Origin of the sequence: Belliella aquatica, from assembly GCF_014637795.1 — a bacterium.
In the GTDB taxonomy this organism is placed as follows: Bacteria; Bacteroidota; Bacteroidia; order Cytophagales; family Cyclobacteriaceae; genus Belliella; species Belliella aquatica.
This window is the reverse complement of sequence record NZ_BMFD01000001.1, coordinates 35,547-54,057: the sequence shown is the minus strand read 5'-3', so window position 1 is coordinate 54,057 and position 18,511 is coordinate 35,547. Positions and strand designations below refer to the sequence as shown.

Genomic DNA, 18,511 nt, shown 5'->3' with positions numbered 1-18,511 from the left:
TTTGATCCAAACTTAAGCCCCATGCCTCACTACTCTTTTTTATCCACAATCAACCAAGCTTATGGAAAGCATTGGACTGAAGATCAAATTCATGTTTTTGGAAATGGTCATATCCATCAGACTTTTTTGATAACAGAGGATCAAGAAAAATACGTCTTGCAAGCATTCAACAAAAATGTCTTCAAGAATCCAGAAACGATTGTGGATAACCATCAAATTCTCCTAGATCATTTCCCTTTCGAGTCACTCCGCTATCAATTGCCTTTGCCTTTGAAGAACCTTTCAGGGGGCTTGATGACCGTATTCGGTGAACAAGTTTTTAGAATTCAGCCATACGTCAATGGGATTTGCTTGGAAGATATAAATAACCCCGAACAAGCATTTCTTGCTGCTGAAGCTTTCGCACAATTCTCCCTTGCGGCCAAAAATCTAGAATTATCCGATTTCAAAGTTGTTATTCCAAGATTTCTAGATTTGGAATGGAGATATCAACAATTTACAGAAGCCCTCGACCAAAAAGAGGGAAAGCTCGGCGACGATTTAAAAGAGCTCGTTGATTTTTATATCAAGCGCAAGGATCTCGTGGAGGAATATCGCTTTTGGGTAGAAAAACTCCCCATCCGGGTAACTCACAATGACTGTAAGATCAACAACCTGATTTTTTCAGAAGATCAAAAAAAGGTAGTAGCTGTGATCGACTTGGATACCATTATGCCGGGATATGTATTTTATGATTTTGGTGATTTGGTGCGAACAGTAGCTTGCACGGAGGGAGAAAATTCAACCCAGTGGAGCCAAATTAATGTGGATAAGTCAAAATACGAGGCGCTTTACCAAGGGTACACTTCAGCAGGAGAAGGTTTCCTCAAACAGGAAGAGCTCAATTCCCTACACTACGGAGGAAAGATGATGACCTATATCTCAGGACTGAGATTTTTAACTGACTACCTTAAAGGCAATGTGTACTTCCATGTGCAATACCCAGAGCAAAACCTTGACAGAGCAAGAAATCAGATGATGCTTTTGAAAGCTTTGAATACAATTTATGCGCAATAAAAAAAGCAACCTGAATTTCAGATTGCTTTTTGATAATTTTTACCTTTAAACTTATCCACACCCTATTGATTAAACAGTGGAGGTCTTTTCTTTTGCCAATCGGTATTATCTTGATAGGCTCTGCCGAGCATGATTAACTTTTCTTCATCAAATAAATTGGCTAAGAAAGTGATGGAAACAGGACTTCCGTTTTGTAAAAATCCGTTTGGCATACAGAGGGCTGGATGACCGGTGAGGTTGGTGATTTGGAGTTGACTTCCTCCATAAGATGGAGTCACGATCACATCATATTCTTGAAATAAGGCATGCATTTCTTCGATTAAAATGGCACGTAATCTACTTGCTTGAATGTATTCCACCGCAGGGATAAATCTCGCAGAACGGAATAGATTTGGCCAAGCATTTCTTCTTTGCCCGACTAGCAAATCATCTTGATCTAATCTTGTCATATCATCGAATGCCGCAGCGCCCTCAGCGTAGAGCATGATCAGGATACTGCTTACATCCACACTTGTTTCTAGCTTGACAGGATGAAGGGTAAGGCCTAGTCCTCTCAGGTTCTCTAAAACCTGTCTGTCCATTTCATTAGTTGCACGAGTGCCCTCAAAGAAATCTTCGAAATAACCGATCTTGAGATCCTTGATGGATTTGGTGGCATTGTAGTTTAAGGCTGCAGGAATCGTGCTTTTGTCTAACTTATCCACACCATTGATGACAGATAACACAATACCATTGTCCAGTGCAGATCTTGAGATCGGGCCGATTTTATCCATACTCCAGCTCAAAGCCATGGCGCGGTGCTTACTGACTCTGCCGTAAGTGGGACGCAATCCAGTCACGCCATTTCTAGTAGAAGGAGAGACAATGCTTCCCAAAGTCTCTGTTCCCAGAGCGTAAGGAACCAAACCTGCACTGACAGAAGATGCCGAACCTGCGGAAGAACCACTTGCACCTTGATTCAGATTCCAAGGGTTTTTGGTCACGCCACCATACCATACATCTCCCATCGCCAATGCACCGAGGGTGAATTTGGCCAGAAGAACTCCGCCAGCATCATTCAGTTTGTGGACAACTGTTGCAGTTTCATCGATGACTTGATCTTTGTAAGGCATCGCACCCCAAGTGGTTTTGGTGCCTTTCACTGCAAAAAGATCTTTGATGCCATAAGGAATCCCATGAAGAGGACCTCTGTATTTTCCAGCTTGGATTTCTGCATCCATTGCTTTCGCTTGGGCTAAAGCTTCAGTTTCCAGCACTGTAATTACTGATTCTAGCGTATCTCCATAGGTTTTGATTCTGTTGAGGTAGATGTTTGTCAATCTTTCTGAGGTGATCTTCCTTGTTCTGATCAGTGTGGATAACTCCGCTACTGATAAAAAGGCGATATCGTGATCATTGTCAGGCAATGCAACATTGCTCGGAAGTCCCCAGTTATTTTCTTGTTGATTTTGATTTGGGAAAAAACCATGTGGCAAGGGATTGAAGGGCAGTGATGGGCTGACGGAATTGTCAATTTTCGTTTTCCGCATGTTTTCATAGCCATTGCGGTAATTGACGAGATTGCCCACCATGCTGTCTTTTTCAGCAGGAGTAAAGTTTATTCCGATCAGGCTTTCGGCTCCTTCGATGGCTTGTGGATTGATTTCTCCGATTTTCTTGCCAGCAATAAAGCCGACTAACAATAATGCAGGAACGAGAATAATAATCCCCAATCTTCGCGTGTTTGTAAAATCCTTCATGTAGTTTTGTATAGGGTGATCAGCTCCAAAGAGTTGTGACGTTAAATTTTCGGAATATAATTAAATAAACCTATGGATAAAAATAGTCTTACACCGATGTTTCCTATGCCAATGCGAGGATTGCTTTTGCTTACAGGAATGTACACTTTCGCTTGGTCGGCATTTTTCAGATACTTCGGAGCAGATTTGTTGAGGTGGTTGGCGATGAATCCTGCAGAGCCCACTACATTGAGTGCCACAGCCTTAGGGAGTTTTGGGATGCTTGTAGGATTTCTCGTGTTTTTGAGTGCTTTTTATCCGATTTCATGGCATTATTTGATTGTTGTTGGAATTGTAGGAAAAATTGTCCTTGCCACTTGGTTTACCTTAGGCTTCATACCCGAGTTGGGGTGGAATAAAAGATCCATATTTCACTTGGTATTTACTGAATTGTTTTGGTTGGTTCCATTGATCACTATTTATTTGCGTGCAATCAAAGTAAAGGCTTATATTAAGACCTTGCCAGAAGAATAAATAAATTCTCCCAAAAAATTTTCTATGAAGCATTTGATATTCCTTTTCCTTTTTGCATTCGTTCTTTGTTGTACCACGAAGCCTAAAGAGCAAATTGAAGCATTTAGCATTGAAGAGATTTATACATTTGCAGAGCCGGGTGTCAAATTTGGTGAGCCCTATCTCTTTACTTCTCCACAGGGGGAAGTGTATCTTTCATGGATTGAGCAGCAGGAGGGCATTAATAATTTCAAATATTCCCAACTCCTAGATGGACAGTGGTCCCCGCCTATTTTGATTGCATCCGGTTCAGATTGGTTTGTCAATTGGGCAGATTATCCACAGTTGGCAGCTTTCGAAGATGGGTCATTGATGGCCTTTTTTCTGCAAAAGAGCGGAGCGGGTACTTTTTCTTATGACATCAAAACTACCTTTTCAAAAAATGGTATTGACTGGTCAGCTCCAAAGACGCTTCATGATGATGGAACACAAACGGAACACGGCTTTGGTTCGATGATTCCATGTGAAAACAATATGTTGATAACTTGGCTAGATGGAAGAAATACCCAAGGAGGCAGCCACGATCATGCAAACCACGATGGACATGGAGGTCAGATGAATCTTCGTGGGGCAGTGTTGACAAGTGATGGAGAGAAGTTGGAGGATTGGTTGCTCGATGATCGCGTATGTGATTGTTGTCAAACTTCGGCAACACTTTTTGAAAATGCTCCGATGGTTTTCTTTAGAGATCGCTCCCAGGAGGAATTTAGAGATATGGGAATGGTTCGATTTGTGGATAACTCGTGGCAAGAGACCCAGCCCGTTTACAATGATTTTTGGCAAGTTCAAGGCTGTCCGGTCAATGGGCCAAGGGCAGCGAGTTTTGGAAATACATCAGCAATTGCTTGGTACACGGGAGCGAATGCTAGACCAGAGGTGAAAGTTTCGTTTATTCAGACTGGCGCTTCTACTTTTGAGCAACCGATCAAAATTGATTTGGGAAGCACCATTGGTAGAGTTGACTTGGCTCTTTTGGATGAGGAGACGGCGGTGGTGTCTTGGATGGAAGATGCCAATATCTATGTAAGGGCAATCAACAAAGATGGACAATTAGAAAATCCTATTCTTGTGGCTTCCTCTTCTGCAAAAAGATCAAGTGGTTTTCCACAGTTGACTACCCAAGGGGAAAATATCATTTTGGCTTGGTCTGATGATAGTGTTGATGATCCCGTTATCAAAACAGTTCAGATAAAGTTGAGGTAGTCGAATTTTAATATTTCAAATGAAAAACCCTTAAAGAAGTATATCCTTAAGGGTTCAATATTTTTTGTAAATGATAAAAGAACTTAGCTTCCGCAACCTATACAATCGATATGACTGTCCATAGGTTTGACTCCTTTGATTTGCATTTCTAAGTTGTGAATCTGATCTCTGATGTCCATATCTTGGAACATGTCACCAGTCAGGCTAGACTTTAAGTCTTCAATTCTTTGTTCGAGTGATGCTGTCTGTTCTGTAGTCATGATTTATTTGGTTTAAGTGGTTAGCAACTTCTAATATAAAAAAGTTCTCCAAAATTTTTAGCCTTCTAAGGCTGAGAGTTTTATTTTTTATTTACATCTGCTTTCATTCCCGTTGGGAATGTGACAGGTCTAGAAGATCAATAGCTGATTATCAAAATATATTAGTTATAAAATGAAACGTTCCCGAAGGGTAACAAATTTGAGTAACCCCGGATGAAATCCGGTGGGATGGATGAAACAAATAAACCAAATACTACCAACTCCAAAGGAGTTGAATTTGCGAAAGCACTTTTAAGAGATGGTTTAACTCATTCTGTGGGGATATATTATCCACATATTGATCAAATCCACTAATTGAGGAACAATCCCAGCATTAATTTTGTCAGTCTAAGAGGAATCTTATTTGATTTAAAAACTAGAATACCCTATACATGAATAAAGCGACTTTTGACAAGCTGAAAGATTTTCGAAGAATACTCCATCAATATCCAGAATTGTCAGGCGAAGAAAATGAAACCGCAGCCCGCGTACTTGAATTTTTTGAAGAAACCCATGCGGATCAAGTTTTAGAGAATCTTGGAGGAAATGGATTGGCATTTGTCTTTGAGGGTCAAGAAAAGGGACCTACTTCATTGTACCGATGTGAACTCGATGGATTGCCGATAAGGGAAGACAATACCATCAAATATAAAAGCAAGATTGCTGGAAAAGCACATTTGTGTGGGCATGATGGTCACATGGCCATCATTGCAGGGTTGGGGCTCTATCTGAAAGACAATCGACCAAAAAAAGGGCGTGTGATTTTACTTTTTCAACCTGCAGAAGAAACGGGTCAGGGAGCAGCGCTTGTAGTGAAGGATAAAAACTTCCAAAAAATGATCCCTGATTTTGCTTTTGCGCTTCACAACCTGCCGGGATATCAAAAAAATCAAATTATCATCAAAAAAGGGGCTTTTGCGGCTGCCTCAACCGGAATGATTATCAAGATCAAGGGCAAGAACTCGCATGCATCACATCCTGAAGATGGAAATAGTCCCGCGGAGGCCATGTCTAAGATGATCGTGGCACTTCAAAAACTTCCGGAGGCTATGAAGAAATTCACCTTGATCACAGTGATTCATGCCAAGCTCGGCGAGGTAGCCTTTGGAACGACTCCAGGAGATGCGACTGTGATGGCCACGGTCAGGGCTTATGAAAATGAAACAAGAGAGCTTCTTCTCCATTATTCTGAAAAACTTTGTGAGCGGATCGCTAAAGACTATGGATTGGAAGTTTCCTTTGAATATGTCGAAGCATTTGCAGCAACGCACAATGACGAGGCCGCTTGGGAGTATGGCAATCAAGCGGCAAAAAACCTTGATTTGAAGGTCAAGCATATCCGAATTCCCTTTCGATGGTCTGAGGATTTCGGACATTTTTCTATCCACACCAAAACTCTCCTCTTTGGATTAGGGGCAGGGAAATCTCAACCTCAACTGCATGAAAACAACTATGATTTCCCCGATGAGATTATCCCAACAGGTGTTGGTATGTTTCAGCAAATTATAGAACAACTTCATCATTAAAATTCCCTAAACTTTTCTTGAAGACATTCAGGAAATTCAAACAAGTTCAATTCATTCTCCTTTTATTAAGTACTACCGACCGAAAATTCCATGAATCATACTTCCTATATTGAAATCAGTAAATCTGCCTATAAGAAAAATATCCAATTTATAAGGTCAGAAGTGGGGGAGAAAACGACGATCTCGGCAGTTATCAAAGGCAATGCCTATGGTCATGGAATTGAAAATATCGTCTCGATAGCCGAAGGGGCAGGCATTCGTCATTTTAGTGCTTTCAGTGCAGACGAAGCGATCAGGGTGTATCGTGCAAGTAAGAGAAATTCCCAAATCATGATTATGGGAATGCTTGAAAATGAAGACTTAGAAGAGTTGATCAAAAAAGGGATTAGTTTTTTTGTTTTTGAATTTGACCGATTGGAAGAGACGATTAAAGCTGCTCAAAAGCTTCAAATTAAAGCCAAAATTCATGTTGAAGTAGAAACTGGATTTCACCGTACAGGATTTGAATGGGAAGACCGGGAAGCACTACTGAAAATGTTAGAGGATCATCAAGATGTGTTGGTTTTGGCAGGTCTTTGTACACATTATGCTGGAGCAGAGAGTATTACCAATTATGTAAGGGTAAGGGGGCAGATCGAGAAATATCACGCATACAAAGATTGGCTGATAGAAAAAGGGTTGAGTTTCGAAAGATTTCACACCGCTTGTTCCGCTGCGACTTTCAGCTATCCAGAGACGATCATGGACATGGTTAGGATTGGCATTGCCTCTTATGGTTTTTGGCCGACGCAGGAAACTTATATGTACAAATTCAAGTCCTTACCTGAAAACAATAAAAATCCACTTAAGCGTTTGATCAGTTGGAAGAGTAGCATCATGAGTTTGAAAAAGGTGAAAATGGGAGATTTTATAGGCTATGGTTCAAGCTATATGGCTCCAAGGGATATGCTTATTGCATTGGTTCCTATTGGCTATTCCCATGGATTTAGCAGACTTCTTAGCAATCAGGGAAAAGTGTTGATCTCAGGAAAAATTGTATCTGTAGTCGGAACGGTTACGATGAACAGCATCGCTGTGGACATCACGGATCTAAAAGGAGTGGAAAAAGGAGATGAAGTAGTCTTAATCGGCAAGCAGAAGAAAAATGAGATTACTGTGGCTTCCTTTGGAGAGTCCATTCAGCAGGTGAATTACGAATTACTCACCCGCTTACCTTTGGACATCCCAAGAAAGATTATTGTTTAAGCAGCTTGAGCCGCTTTTTTCAAGAATTGATAATGAGACTTCAATGCTGAATAGAAGGTTTCATTGTCATGATAAGGTAAATCAAACTCGTGTGCAGTTTCTTTCACAATCTCAGAAATAGCTGGATAATGAATGTGACAGATTCTTGGGAAAAGATGATGCTCCACTTGGAAATTCAATCCACCACAAACGAAAGCTGCCAACTTACTTTTCCTCGCAAAATTTGCAGTAGTTCTCATTTGATGTGCAGCCCAAGACTCTTCGATGTTTTCATCTTCTTTTGGATGCGGAATGTGTGTTTCTTCCACCAAATGCGCCAATTGGAATACCAAACCAAGTACTAGACCCATAGTAAAGTTCATCGACAAATACCCAATTAGGAACTGCCACCAAGTTATGTCCATCACCACCAAAGGGATGATAATATACATGCTATAATATACTAGTTTGTAGAAAAAGAGATTGAAATATTCAATTTTTGGGTGATTATTGACATGAGCACCAATTCTTTTTTGGAAGAACTTGACATAATCTTTTCTAAAAAACCAAGATATAGAGGCTAGAGAATACAGGAAGAAAGCATAAATATGTTGAAATTTGTGAATGGACTTTTTCTCTTCGTCTTTTGAAACTCTGATCAAACCAGGCGCTACGTCCAAGTCACCATCATGACCCATGATATTGGTGTAAGTGTGATGAACTTTGTTGTGGGTGATTTTCCAGATATAGACATTTGCCCCGATCAAATTAAAAATATAACCCAAGGAATCATTTACCCATTGTTTTTTGGAATATGATCCATGCAGCGCATCGTGGCAGATGTTGAAACCAATAAAAGACATCGTTGCTCCTAACCCAATAGCGAGCAAGAGACTTCCCCAAGGAGAAAAGACCTCAAATAGAATAAGGAAATAGAATGACACAAAAAGTGTCATATACAGAACGGTTTTAAAAACCATCAGCCCATTGGCCGTTTTGGAAATGTTGTTGCTTTGGAAATAATGATCAACTCGCGATTTGATGGTTGCAAAAAACTGAGAATTGTTCGTATCCACGAACTTAATAGATTGATTCATACTTGTAATTTGAATAATTTAATTTATGATGGCTGGGTGTAGGCCTTTTCGTAAGTCTTGCTTCTTTATATTCATTCATCTGCAGGATTACTTCACAGAATTAAGATATTCTTGGCCTGAACTAGGCTTTTGTTTAAATAGTAATGTGAACTGATTGAAAGTTAAGGATAAATTTTTCTTAACCCAAAATTCTTTTTAAATCTGCTGGCTGATAATTGATTGACTTTAGAGTTTTTCTATCTCCCTCTCTGTAAACTAAATATAATTCCCCTTTTTGCTCATAAAAACAAGAGACACCTTGCTGCTGATAGTGTGCAACAGTGGCTTCAGCTTCTTGCATGTCTTTACAAGCCTTACTCATGTTTGAACGCTGTACTTCTTCGAATAATTCCTTGAATTTGTCCGCCATCCCAAACTCGAGGATTGCCCCTGACAAAACGTATTGAATATCACAAAGCGCATCGGCTATTTCTACCAGGTTATTATCGGCAATTGCTTCTTCAAGTTCCTTGACTTCCTCGGTCAATAAAGAGACACGCAGCGCACAACGCTTAGCATCAGGAATTTGAGGTTCGGGAAGTATAGGGTGTTTGAAAGTGCTATGAAACTCAGCTACTGAGGTGAGGGATTTAGGATCTTGCATGCTACTTGGTTTTATGAAATTTCTTAACCTCAAATAAACAAAAAAAGACCGGAATTTTCCGGCCTCTTTTTAAGAAATCGATATTATATCAATATTATTTTTTCTTTAAAACAACTGCTGATTCTAAGTTGCTTTCTATTTGGGCTAAGATTGCAGCATTTCCATCAGCACTATTAGGGCCGATATCAATTTTGCCATCCGCATTTGCATCAACAGCAGTGCTGAAATTTACATTTGCAAATAGTTTATCCATGTCAAAAGCCAAAACCATATCCGTTTGACCATCTACTTCAATTCCGGCGGCATTTTGAGATCTAGCTTTCAAGACTTTTTCAGTCGTCAACCAAATCGTAGAGATTTTTCCATCAATTTCACCTGCTATCCACAATGATTTTTCGAACATTGGGTCATTGCTGTTTCCATCCGTTTTCCTGAATAATTTGAAATCAACTTCAGTATAATTTCCATCCGGGCTTCTTCCTTCAGCTAAAGCAGCAACTTGAACAGTGCCATTGTTAACAAGAATTACGTTTTTAGACTTTGAAGATTCAGTATGTAAAGCAGTGTTCACATTTGATTTCAATGTGATGTTTCCAATACTTATTCCAGCCAAAAGGTCTGCTTTGGCAGCATATTTCATTTCAATGTCTTTCGTACCAACAGCAAATTGACTTGTGGCAAACCCATTGACAATAACCCTGTCATTGATTCGTCCATTGGCTGAAGTACTCTCCGCTGTAGCGCTTAATGCTACATTACTTTAAGGCTCGTTCATGTTGGCATCGCCATCATCTGTACAAGAGAATGTCAATGCGCCAATAGCTAATACAAAAGCTAATTTCCCGAAATTCTTAATTGTTTTTTTCATCTTCATAAATAGTTGGTTTTGGAGACTACTTAGGCAATCGCTATGCCAACAGTCCTAGTAAAAAATGACAAAAAATTGAGGTTTTTAACCATTTTCTATGTTCTTTTCCCCTTTAGGTAAGTTTCATTTGTTATACTTATAAGGCAGTTTGTTTACAATATTGAGTTTTACATTTAATTAATCGTTTTTGGATCACTTGATGATTCAGGATTTTCAAAACCAAAAAAATGGGGTTGAGCAAATGAATGCTCAACCCCAATATTGAAGATTATTATTTTTCGAAATTAGGTCAATGCAGCAAATCTTTCTGATACCGCATTCCAGTTGATGACATTCCACCAATTGCCAATATATCCACCACGATCATTCATGTACTTGAGATAGTAAGCGTGTTCCCATACATCAATTCCCATCAAAGGAACACCTTGGAAATCGGAAACATCCATCAAAGGGTTGTCTTGATTTGGTGTGGATCCTACTGCTAGCTTTTGATTTTTATCTAATACTAACCAAGCCCAACCTGAGCCAAATCTTGTTTTTCCAGCGTTTTCAAATTCTGTAACAAAGTCCTCAAAACTTCCGAAGGAAGCATTGATGGCTTCTGCTAATTCACCTTCAGGTTTTCCGCCACCGTCAGGAGACATGGTTTTCCAAAACAACTCGTGATTGTAATGTCCACCAGCATTGTTTCTCATTTTGGTAGAATACTTGGAGATATTCATCAATACATCTTCTAATGGCTTGCTGACATCCACTCCTTCTTCGCCAGCAGCTTCTGCAAGATTCTTAGCGTATCCCGCAGCGTGCTTGGTATGGTGAATTTCCATTGTCATCGCATCGATATGCGGCTCCAAAGCTGTATAATCATAGCCCAATGGATTTTGATTAAATCCTGTACTGAGCATCACTTTCTCTTCTTCTCCACTTCCGCCACCACAAGCAGCAAGGAATGCAGACCCAAATACACTTGATCCTATTCCTAATGCTAAAGTAGCTTTTGAACTTTGACTGAGAAATGTCCTTCTCGAAAGATTTAAGGTTGGTTTTTTCATTTTATATTGGTTTTTCAATGAAATGATTGCAATGTTTTAAAGAATATAGTTTTATCAATTTTGCCTAAGTTAAATATTTCAACCTTAATATAAAACCATATTTCGGACAATAAGTCTGATTTTATGACAAGATGCTTATGTTTGCAGAACCAAAAACCCTTGGTTTGGTTTTTGAAATAGCTGTATATCTGAATAGAAAATTTAAGCATGAATTTATCTTTTTATAAATACCAAGGTACAGGGAATGATTTTGTCATGATCGATGATAGAAGTGAGGTTTTCCCTGATACAAATTTAAATCTCGTTCAGCAGCTATGCGACCGCAAGTTTGGAATCGGTGCTGATGGATTAATCTTAATTAGAAACAAGGAAGATTTTGACTTTGAGATGATCTATTTCAATGCAGATGGTTCACAAAGCATGTGTGGAAATGGTGCAAGATGTGCTGTAGCTTTCTCAAAATTTCTAGGGATAATCGAAGAAAAGACTTCTTTTTTGGCTATTGATGGCCCGCACACTGCTGAAATTTCCGACGGCTTGGTTTCATTAGGAATGGGCAATGTCAGTAGTATTGACAATGCTGGTCAAGATTTCTTTGTAAATACAGGCTCTCCGCATCATGTGAGATTTGTGGAAAATGTCGATGAATATCCTGTGGTGACCACGGGTGCAGATATCAGGTACAGCAAAACTTACGAGCCAAAAGGTACAAATGTGAATTTTGTGACTCCAATCGCTGCAGATCAAATTCATGTAAGAACGTATGAGAGAGGTGTGGAAAACGAAACGCTCTCTTGTGGCACAGGAGTCACAGCCTGCGCTTTGGTCTATGGCGATCAAAACAACCAAAATGAAGTAAAAATCAAGACCCCTGGAGGAAATCTGAAGGTTCAATTTGAGTCAGAAGTAGATGGATCTTTCAAAAACATTATCCTAATTGGACCTGCGGAACAGGTTTTTCAGGGAATCTGGAAAAATTAAATAGTGTTTTCCCTGTTTAAGAAGATATAAACTAGAATTAAAAAGGAAATACCAAGAATAGCGTTTTTATCTACACGCAAAGCCCTTTCTTATTTCCGATTGTAATAAAAACGAAGTAATTTTAAGCCCCAATTATATAAAGTATCATATGTTAGAATTTATAGCAAAAGGTCTGGCGAAAGTTTTTGGAACTAAGTCAGATAGAGATATAAAAGAGTTAAGTCCTAAAGTAGCATTAATCAATCAAGAGTTTGAAAAGCTTAAAAACTTGTCTGATGATCAGCTGAGAGGTAAAACTGCGGAGATCAAATCAACTATCAATGAAGATTTGAAGTCATTTGATGAGAAGATCAAAGGGTTCAGAGATCAGATCGAGGCTATGGCACCTGATAAGGTTCATGAAAAAGACGCGCTCTATAACGAGATTGACAAGACTGAGAAAGAAAGAGATGAAGCCTTAGAGGTAATTTTGGAAAAAGTTATGCCATTGGCTTTTGCCGTGGTCAAAGAAACTGCCAGAAGGTTCAAGGAAGTTGGAAGCTTGAAAGTTACTGCGAATGCTTATGATAAAGAATTAGCAACAAAGAAATCCAACGTAGAGATCGTAGGTGAAGAAGCCATTTGGCACAACAAATGGATGGCCGCAGGTACTGAAGTTGTGTGGGACATGGTTCACTACGATGTTCAGCTGATTGGTGGTATGGTTTTGCACAAGGGGAATATCGCCGAAATGGCAACAGGGGAAGGTAAAACGTTGGTTTCTACGCTTCCATCCTATCTCAATGCTTTGGCAGGTAGAGGTGTTCACTTGGTGACAGTCAACGATTATTTGGCCAAACGAGATTCCGAATGGAATGCGCCACTTTTTGAATTCCATGGACTTTCTGTGGATTGTATTGATAAATATCAACCAAATTCTGAAGGCAGAAAGAAAGCTTATAAAGCAGACATCGTCTATGGTACAAACAATGAATTTGGTTTTGATTACCTAAGAGATAACATGGCTCGTGATGCAGGGGATTTGGTGCAAGGAAAGCATCATTTTGCTATGATTGATGAGGTCGATTCCGTATTGATTGATGATGCAAGGACGCCTTTGATCATTTCTGGACCAGTGCCGAGAGGTGATGAACATGAGTTTATGGATATGAAGCCGAGGGTTTCTACCTTGGTAGATGAGCAGCGTAAACTGGTTCAAGGATACTTAACTGATGCAAAAAAGCTTATCGCTGAGAAAAATGAAAAAGATGGTGGATTAGCTTTATTCAGAGCATACAGAGGAATGCCAAAGTATAAGCCATTGATCAAGTACCTTTCTGAACCAGGTATCAGGGTTATTCTTCAAAAAACGGAGAACTACTATCTTCAAGACAACAAGCGTAATATGCCTGAGGCAGATGAGCCGCTTTTGTTTACGATAGAAGAAAAAACCAATGGTGTCGAGTTGACTGATAATGGGATTGAGGTCATCACCAAGAAGAACGAAAATCCAGAATTTTTCATTCTTCCAGATATCGGTGTAGAAATAGCCGAAATGGAGAAGAATCCTGATTTGGACGATAAAGAGAAATTAATCCGAAAAGAAGAAATCATCAAAGACTATGGTGTCAAAGCTCAGCGTATCCACACGGTGAACCAGCTTTTGAAGGCATATTGTATGTTTGAAAAAGATACGGAATATATCTTGGTGGATGGCAAAGTGAAAATTGTCGATGAGCAGACAGGTCGTGTGATGGAGGGAAGAAGATATTCTGATGGCCTTCACCAAGCGATAGAGGCGAAGGAAAATGTGAAAGTGGAGGATGCAACACAAACTTACGCAACCATTACTTTGCAGAATTATTTCAGAATGTACCACAAGCTTTCTGGTATGACCGGTACTGCAGAGACAGAAGCAGGTGAATTCTGGGAAATCTACAAATTGGATGTCGTGGTAATTCCTACCAATCGACCAATCGTAAGACAAGATAGAGACGATAAAGTATATAAGACTGTCCGTGAGAAGTTTAATGCTGTAGCAGATGAAATCGTAGAGTTAACGAATGCGGGCAGACCAGTTTTGGTGGGTACGACTTCGGTGGAGATTTCTGAATTACTCAGCAGGATGTTGACGATCAAAAAGATTCAACATCAGGTATTGAATGCCAAGCAGCACGCTAGAGAAGCAGATGTGGTAGCTGAAGCTGGAAAACCAGGAACAGTCACCATCGCAACCAACATGGCGGGTAGAGGTACAGATATCAAATTGACTGCAGAATCTAGAGCTGCGGGAGGTTTGGCGATTATTGGTACAGAAAGACACGAATCTAGAAGAGTCGATAGACAGCTTAGAGGTCGTTCCGGCCGTCAAGGAGATGTGGGTTCATCCCAATTCTTCGTGTCACTGGAAGATAACCTAATGCGACTTTTTGGTTCTGAAAGAATCGCCAAATTGATGGATAGAATGGGTCTAGAAGAAGGAGAAGTGATCCAACATTCTATGATTTCAAAATCCATCGAAAGAGCTCAGAAAAAAGTCGAGGAAAATAACTTCGGTACGAGAAAGAGACTTCTTGAGTATGATGATGTCATGAATTCTCAAAGGGAGGTAGTCTATAAAAGAAGACGCAATGCCTTGATGGGTGAGCGATTGGAGCTCGATATTTTGAATATCATGTTTGATGTATGTTCAGATATCATTCAGATGGCGAAGTCTACTGAAGATTTGGATAATTTGAGAATGAATATTTATAGTTCGCTGGGAATTGATCATCAATTTACCGCGGAGGATATTCAAAACAAAGATGCTTACAGATTGACGAAGGAGCTCTTCGATGCATCATATAAAGCTTATATTTCCAAGAATGACAGAATTCTTGAAAAGGCATTGCCAATTTTGAAAGATGTCTATGCACAGCGTGGAGCTACAGTAAAGGAAATTATGGTTCCTATCACTGATGGCTTGAAGCAAATTGGCGTAGTTGTTGGTTTGGAATCAACGGTGAATCATGAAGGTAGAGATCTGATCAGAGCCATTGAAAAAAATGTGACTTTGGCCATCATCGATCAAAACTGGAAAGAGCATCTGAGAGATATGGATGACCTGAAACAGTCAGTTCAAAATGCAGTTTATGAACAAAAAGATCCGCTATTGATTTATAAGTTTGAGGCATTTGAGATGTTCAAGCGTTTTGTGGGTAGGTTGAATGAAGATGTGATTTCTTTCTTGGCCAAAGCAGAACTGCCTACGCAAGATCCAAGTCAAGTGAAAGCTGCTCAAGCTCCAAGTAGACAAGAAAATGTGCAAGCGTCCAAAGCGGAAGTAGGCAGTAGTTTGAATCCAGGATCTAATAGGCAAGCTGCCGCAGCAGTAGCTAATAGAAGTGCAGAACAGCAAGTGGTAGCACCGAGAAAATCGGAAAAAGTCTATGGTAGAAATGATAGAGTAACTGCTCAATATGCAGATGGTTCTGTCAAGAAAGATGTCAAATATAAGAGTGTAGAACTCGATGTGGCAGCTGGAAAGTGTGTGATTATTGAAGGTTAAAAAAGCATCATGTTGAAGTCATTATTGAGTGGATTAGTCTTATTGATTCTGTTGGGTTCTTGTAAAACCATCAAGAAATCAGGCAGTGATGCTGATAGCTATGCATCTTACCAAGAAGACTTATCAGAATCCAGAATTAGTTTTCCTGCATTGGACGACCAAGTTGAGGAAGAAAGTTCTCAGGCTATTTTCACGGGTAGCTTGGCTATAAATGACGACTTGGATTTTGCGATGAAGAGATTTGTTGAAAAAAATCGTTCAGAGCGATACTATTCAGGTTACACAGTCTTAGTATATAGTGGAGTTGATAGAGATGCGGCATTCAAAACCAGAAATGATCTTTACAGAGATTTTCCAGATATCAAATCAGAAATGCAGTATCAAGAGCCAAGGTATTTGGTCAAGGTAGGAAAATATATTAATAGGATAGAAGCTCAAGCTAATTATAATAAATTGAAGGATTCTTTTCCGATGACTCGTATCATTCAAGATAGATTTGTGAGAGAAGGATATGAGAATCCAAATGAAAAAGTAGACAATGATCAAAGACAGAATTAAATCATTAGCAAGTAATTATAAATCTGAAATCATTGCAAATAGGAGACATCTGCATGCAAATCCAGAGCTTTCTTTTCACGAATATGAAACCCTCTCTTTTGTCAAAGCTCAGCTAACCCAGATGGGTGTTACAGATTTTGAAGTCAAAGCAAATACAGGACTTGTTGCATTGATCAAAGGGAAAAATCCAGATTCAAAAATAATCGCACTTCGAGGTGATATGGATGCTTTGCCTATCATTGAACAAAATGAAGTTTCCTATAAATCCACCAAACCTGGAGTGATGCATGCTTGTGGACATGATGTGCATACAGCTTCCTTGCTTGGTGCTGCAAAAATTTTGAACGAAGTCAAAGATGATTTTGATGGAACAATCAAGTTGGTCTTTCAACCAGGAGAGGAGTTGATTCCCGGTGGTGCCTCTTTGATGATCAAGGATAAAGCACTCGAAAACCCAAGACCTTCTGGGATTATTGGTCAACATGTGATGCCTTTGATCCCTGTGGGAAAAGTAGGTTTCAGAAAGGGAATGTATATGGCAAGTGCGGATGAGCTTTATATCACCGTCAAGGGGAAAGGTGGTCATGGGGCTATGCCTGAGACCTTGGTAGATCCAGTGTTGATTGCTTCACACATGATTGTTGCCCTGCAACAGGTTATTAGTAGAAATGCTTCTCCAAAAATTCCTTCCGTTCTTTCTTTTGGAAGAGTAGAGGCACTTGGTGCGACGAATATCATCCCAAATGAAGTAAAGATCCAAGGAACATTCCGAACATTGAATGAAGAATGGAGATCGAAGGCACATGGCCATATGATCAGCATTGCGAAAGGAATCGTAGAAGGAATGGGTGGAGAAGTGGATTTCGAAGTGCGAAGAGGCTATCCATTCTTGAAAAATGCCGAAGAGCTTACTGATCGCGCTCAAAATGCCGCAGTAGAGTATTTAGGTCAAGAAAATGTAATTGATTTGGACATTTGGATGGCAGCAGAAGACTTTTCTTACTACACCCAAGAAATTGATGGCTGTTTTTATCGTCTTGGAACAAGAAACGAAGCCAAGGGTATCACCTCAGGTGTTCATACTCCAACATTTGACATAGACGAAGATGCGCTAGAGATTGGCGCAGGGTTGATGGCTTATTTGGCAGTGAAAGAATTGGAAGCTTAAATTTACCCATAGAAATAACATTGAAATTAGCCTTGTGAAATAGGTAGAAATATTGAGTTTCTGATCACCATTTGAACCGGTTCTAATTATTTTACCAAAGGCGTATTTCCATTTCTTTCTACCTTATTTCAAATAAATTAGGGCCAAATTATAATTTCCAAAGGCTCTATTTCTAACTAATTTCTACTTTATTTCAATTTGAATTATGAAACAAATTAAATCAATTGCACTAGCACTCGTTTTAGTGTTGGGCATGCAAACTCAGTCTTTCGCTTGGGGCGGAATTGGTCATTATGTGATCGGAAAGCTTGCAGAATGGCAGATGAAATCAGCTACAGTCGAGCGGGTTGAAACTATATTAAAGCAAGAGTCTATCTCTGGCGTGGGCGTTTGGATGGACAATATCCGTTCGGACAAAAATTATAACTACACGAATACTTGGCATTGGGTCACCACGGTAGACGGAGAATACGATCCGACAATTCAAGAAGAAGCGGGAGATGCTTATGAAGCATTTTTGAGGCTGAAAGAAAACTTGAAAAGTGGAAAATTAACTCCAGAAGAGGAAAGAGATCAATTAAGAATGTTGATCCACATTGTTGGAGATTTGCATCAACCCTTTCACGTGGGCAAGCCAGGTGATCGTGGAGGAAACGATGTGAAAGTGAGTTTTTTCAACAAAGAAACAAACATCCATGCCATCTGGGATACTGATTTGATTGCTGGTAAAAATATGAGCTATACTGAAATCGCCACTGAATTACAGAAAAGAATCAATCCGAGTTTGATTGATCGCTACACGCAAACCACTCCTGCTGATTGGTTGAGAGAGGCTGCTGCCATCAGACCGGATATGTATGATATTCCAGAAAATGGCAGAATCGGTTACGAATATATCTACAAGCATTACCACCATACAGAAGAACGACTCATTGCTGCGGGCATCCGACTAGCCCAAGCATTGGAAGAGATTTATGGGTAAAAACAAAAAGGCAGATTTATCAAAGTCTGCCTTTTTG

General features: G+C 39.7%; 17 protein-coding genes. 11 read left to right on the top strand and 6 right to left on the bottom strand.

What is annotated here, in order from left to right:
- The first annotated feature begins 21 nt into the window (after positions 1–21).
- Complete coding sequence (locus IEV57_RS00230) at positions 22–1,056, top strand: phosphotransferase enzyme family protein (RefSeq protein WP_188438404.1); 1,035 nt, start codon at positions 22–24, stop codon at positions 1,054–1,056.
- Between the two features lie 62 nt (positions 1,057–1,118).
- Here IEV57_RS00230 and IEV57_RS00225 read toward each other — a convergent pair whose 3' ends face one another.
- On the bottom strand, positions 1,119–2,795 hold the full coding sequence (locus tag IEV57_RS00225; protein WP_188438402.1) for an amidase: 1,677 nt from the start codon (positions 2,793–2,795) through the stop codon (positions 1,119–1,121).
- 72 nt (positions 2,796–2,867) lie between these two features.
- Between IEV57_RS00225 and IEV57_RS00220 the strand changes: the two genes are divergently transcribed.
- Entirely contained in the window at positions 2,868–3,308 is a 441-nt protein-coding gene (locus IEV57_RS00220) for a hypothetical protein (RefSeq protein WP_188438401.1), read from the top strand.
- Positions 3,309–3,332: 24 nt separating this feature from the next.
- A complete protein-coding gene (locus IEV57_RS00215; protein ID WP_188438400.1) occupies positions 3,333–4,550 on the top strand; it encodes an exo-alpha-sialidase in 1,218 nt (405 codons plus the stop codon).
- Positions 4,551–4,633: 83 nt separating this feature from the next.
- Here the strand turns inward: IEV57_RS00215 and IEV57_RS00210 are convergent, their stop codons facing one another.
- Positions 4,634–4,810 (bottom strand): hypothetical protein, encoded by a 177-nt coding sequence (locus IEV57_RS00210; RefSeq protein WP_188438399.1) that lies wholly within the window; start codon positions 4,808–4,810, stop codon positions 4,634–4,636.
- Positions 4,811–5,038: 228 nt separating this feature from the next.
- On the opposite strand from IEV57_RS00210, the gene IEV57_RS19450 reads away from it, so the two are divergent.
- The 3 genes from IEV57_RS19450 (at position 5,039) to alr (ending at position 7,620) form a co-directional block, all read left to right on the top strand.
- On the top strand, positions 5,039–5,164 hold the full coding sequence (locus tag IEV57_RS19450) for a hypothetical protein (protein ID WP_262891024.1): 126 nt from the start codon (positions 5,039–5,041) through the stop codon (positions 5,162–5,164).
- A gap of 77 nt (positions 5,165–5,241) precedes the next feature.
- Entirely contained in the window at positions 5,242–6,375 is a 1,134-nt protein-coding gene (locus IEV57_RS00205) for an amidohydrolase (RefSeq protein WP_188438398.1), read from the top strand.
- 90 nt (positions 6,376–6,465) lie between these two features.
- Positions 6,466–7,620, top strand: a complete 1,155-nt coding sequence (gene alr / locus IEV57_RS00200) for an alanine racemase (RefSeq protein WP_188438396.1) — start codon at positions 6,466–6,468, stop codon at positions 7,618–7,620.
- Here alr and IEV57_RS00195 read toward each other — a convergent pair.
- The 4 genes from IEV57_RS00195 to IEV57_RS00180 form a co-directional block, all read right to left on the bottom strand.
- Positions 7,617–8,696, bottom strand: coding sequence for a fatty acid desaturase family protein (locus IEV57_RS00195; protein WP_188438394.1), 1,080 nt, complete (start codon positions 8,694–8,696; stop codon positions 7,617–7,619). The genes alr and IEV57_RS00195 overlap by 4 nt on opposite strands.
- 178 nt (positions 8,697–8,874) lie before the next feature.
- Entirely contained in the window at positions 8,875–9,339 is a 465-nt protein-coding gene (locus IEV57_RS00190; RefSeq protein WP_188438392.1) for a pyrophosphohydrolase domain-containing protein, read from the bottom strand.
- Positions 9,340–9,433: 94 nt separating this feature from the next.
- Complete coding sequence (locus IEV57_RS00185; protein ID WP_229744182.1) at positions 9,434–9,979, bottom strand: hypothetical protein; 546 nt, start codon at positions 9,977–9,979, stop codon at positions 9,434–9,436.
- A gap of 512 nt (positions 9,980–10,491) precedes the next feature.
- Entirely contained in the window at positions 10,492–11,259 is a 768-nt protein-coding gene (locus tag IEV57_RS00180) for a superoxide dismutase (RefSeq protein ID WP_308419860.1), read from the bottom strand.
- Between the two features lie 207 nt (positions 11,260–11,466).
- Here IEV57_RS00180 and dapF point away from each other — a divergent pair, with 207 nt between their 5' ends.
- From dapF to IEV57_RS00155, 5 genes are all read left to right on the top strand, one after another.
- A complete protein-coding gene (gene dapF / locus IEV57_RS00175; RefSeq protein ID WP_188438390.1) occupies positions 11,467–12,240 on the top strand; it encodes a diaminopimelate epimerase in 774 nt (257 codons plus the stop codon).
- 148 nt (positions 12,241–12,388) lie between these two features.
- Complete coding sequence (gene secA, locus IEV57_RS00170; RefSeq protein WP_188438388.1) at positions 12,389–15,766, top strand: preprotein translocase subunit SecA; 3,378 nt, start codon at positions 12,389–12,391, stop codon at positions 15,764–15,766.
- A gap of 9 nt (positions 15,767–15,775) precedes the next feature.
- Positions 15,776–16,324: a hypothetical protein gene (locus tag IEV57_RS00165; RefSeq protein ID WP_188438386.1), complete on the top strand. Its 549-nt coding sequence runs from the start codon at positions 15,776–15,778 to the stop codon at positions 16,322–16,324.
- Complete coding sequence (locus IEV57_RS00160) at positions 16,305–17,492, top strand: M20 metallopeptidase family protein (RefSeq protein ID WP_188438384.1); 1,188 nt, start codon at positions 16,305–16,307, stop codon at positions 17,490–17,492. The genes IEV57_RS00165 and IEV57_RS00160 overlap by 20 nt, the downstream gene beginning before the upstream one ends.
- Positions 17,493–17,697: 205 nt before the next feature.
- On the top strand, positions 17,698–18,474 hold the full coding sequence (locus IEV57_RS00155; protein ID WP_188438382.1) for a S1/P1 nuclease: 777 nt from the start codon (positions 17,698–17,700) through the stop codon (positions 18,472–18,474).
- The last annotated feature ends 37 nt before the right edge of the window (positions 18,475–18,511 follow it).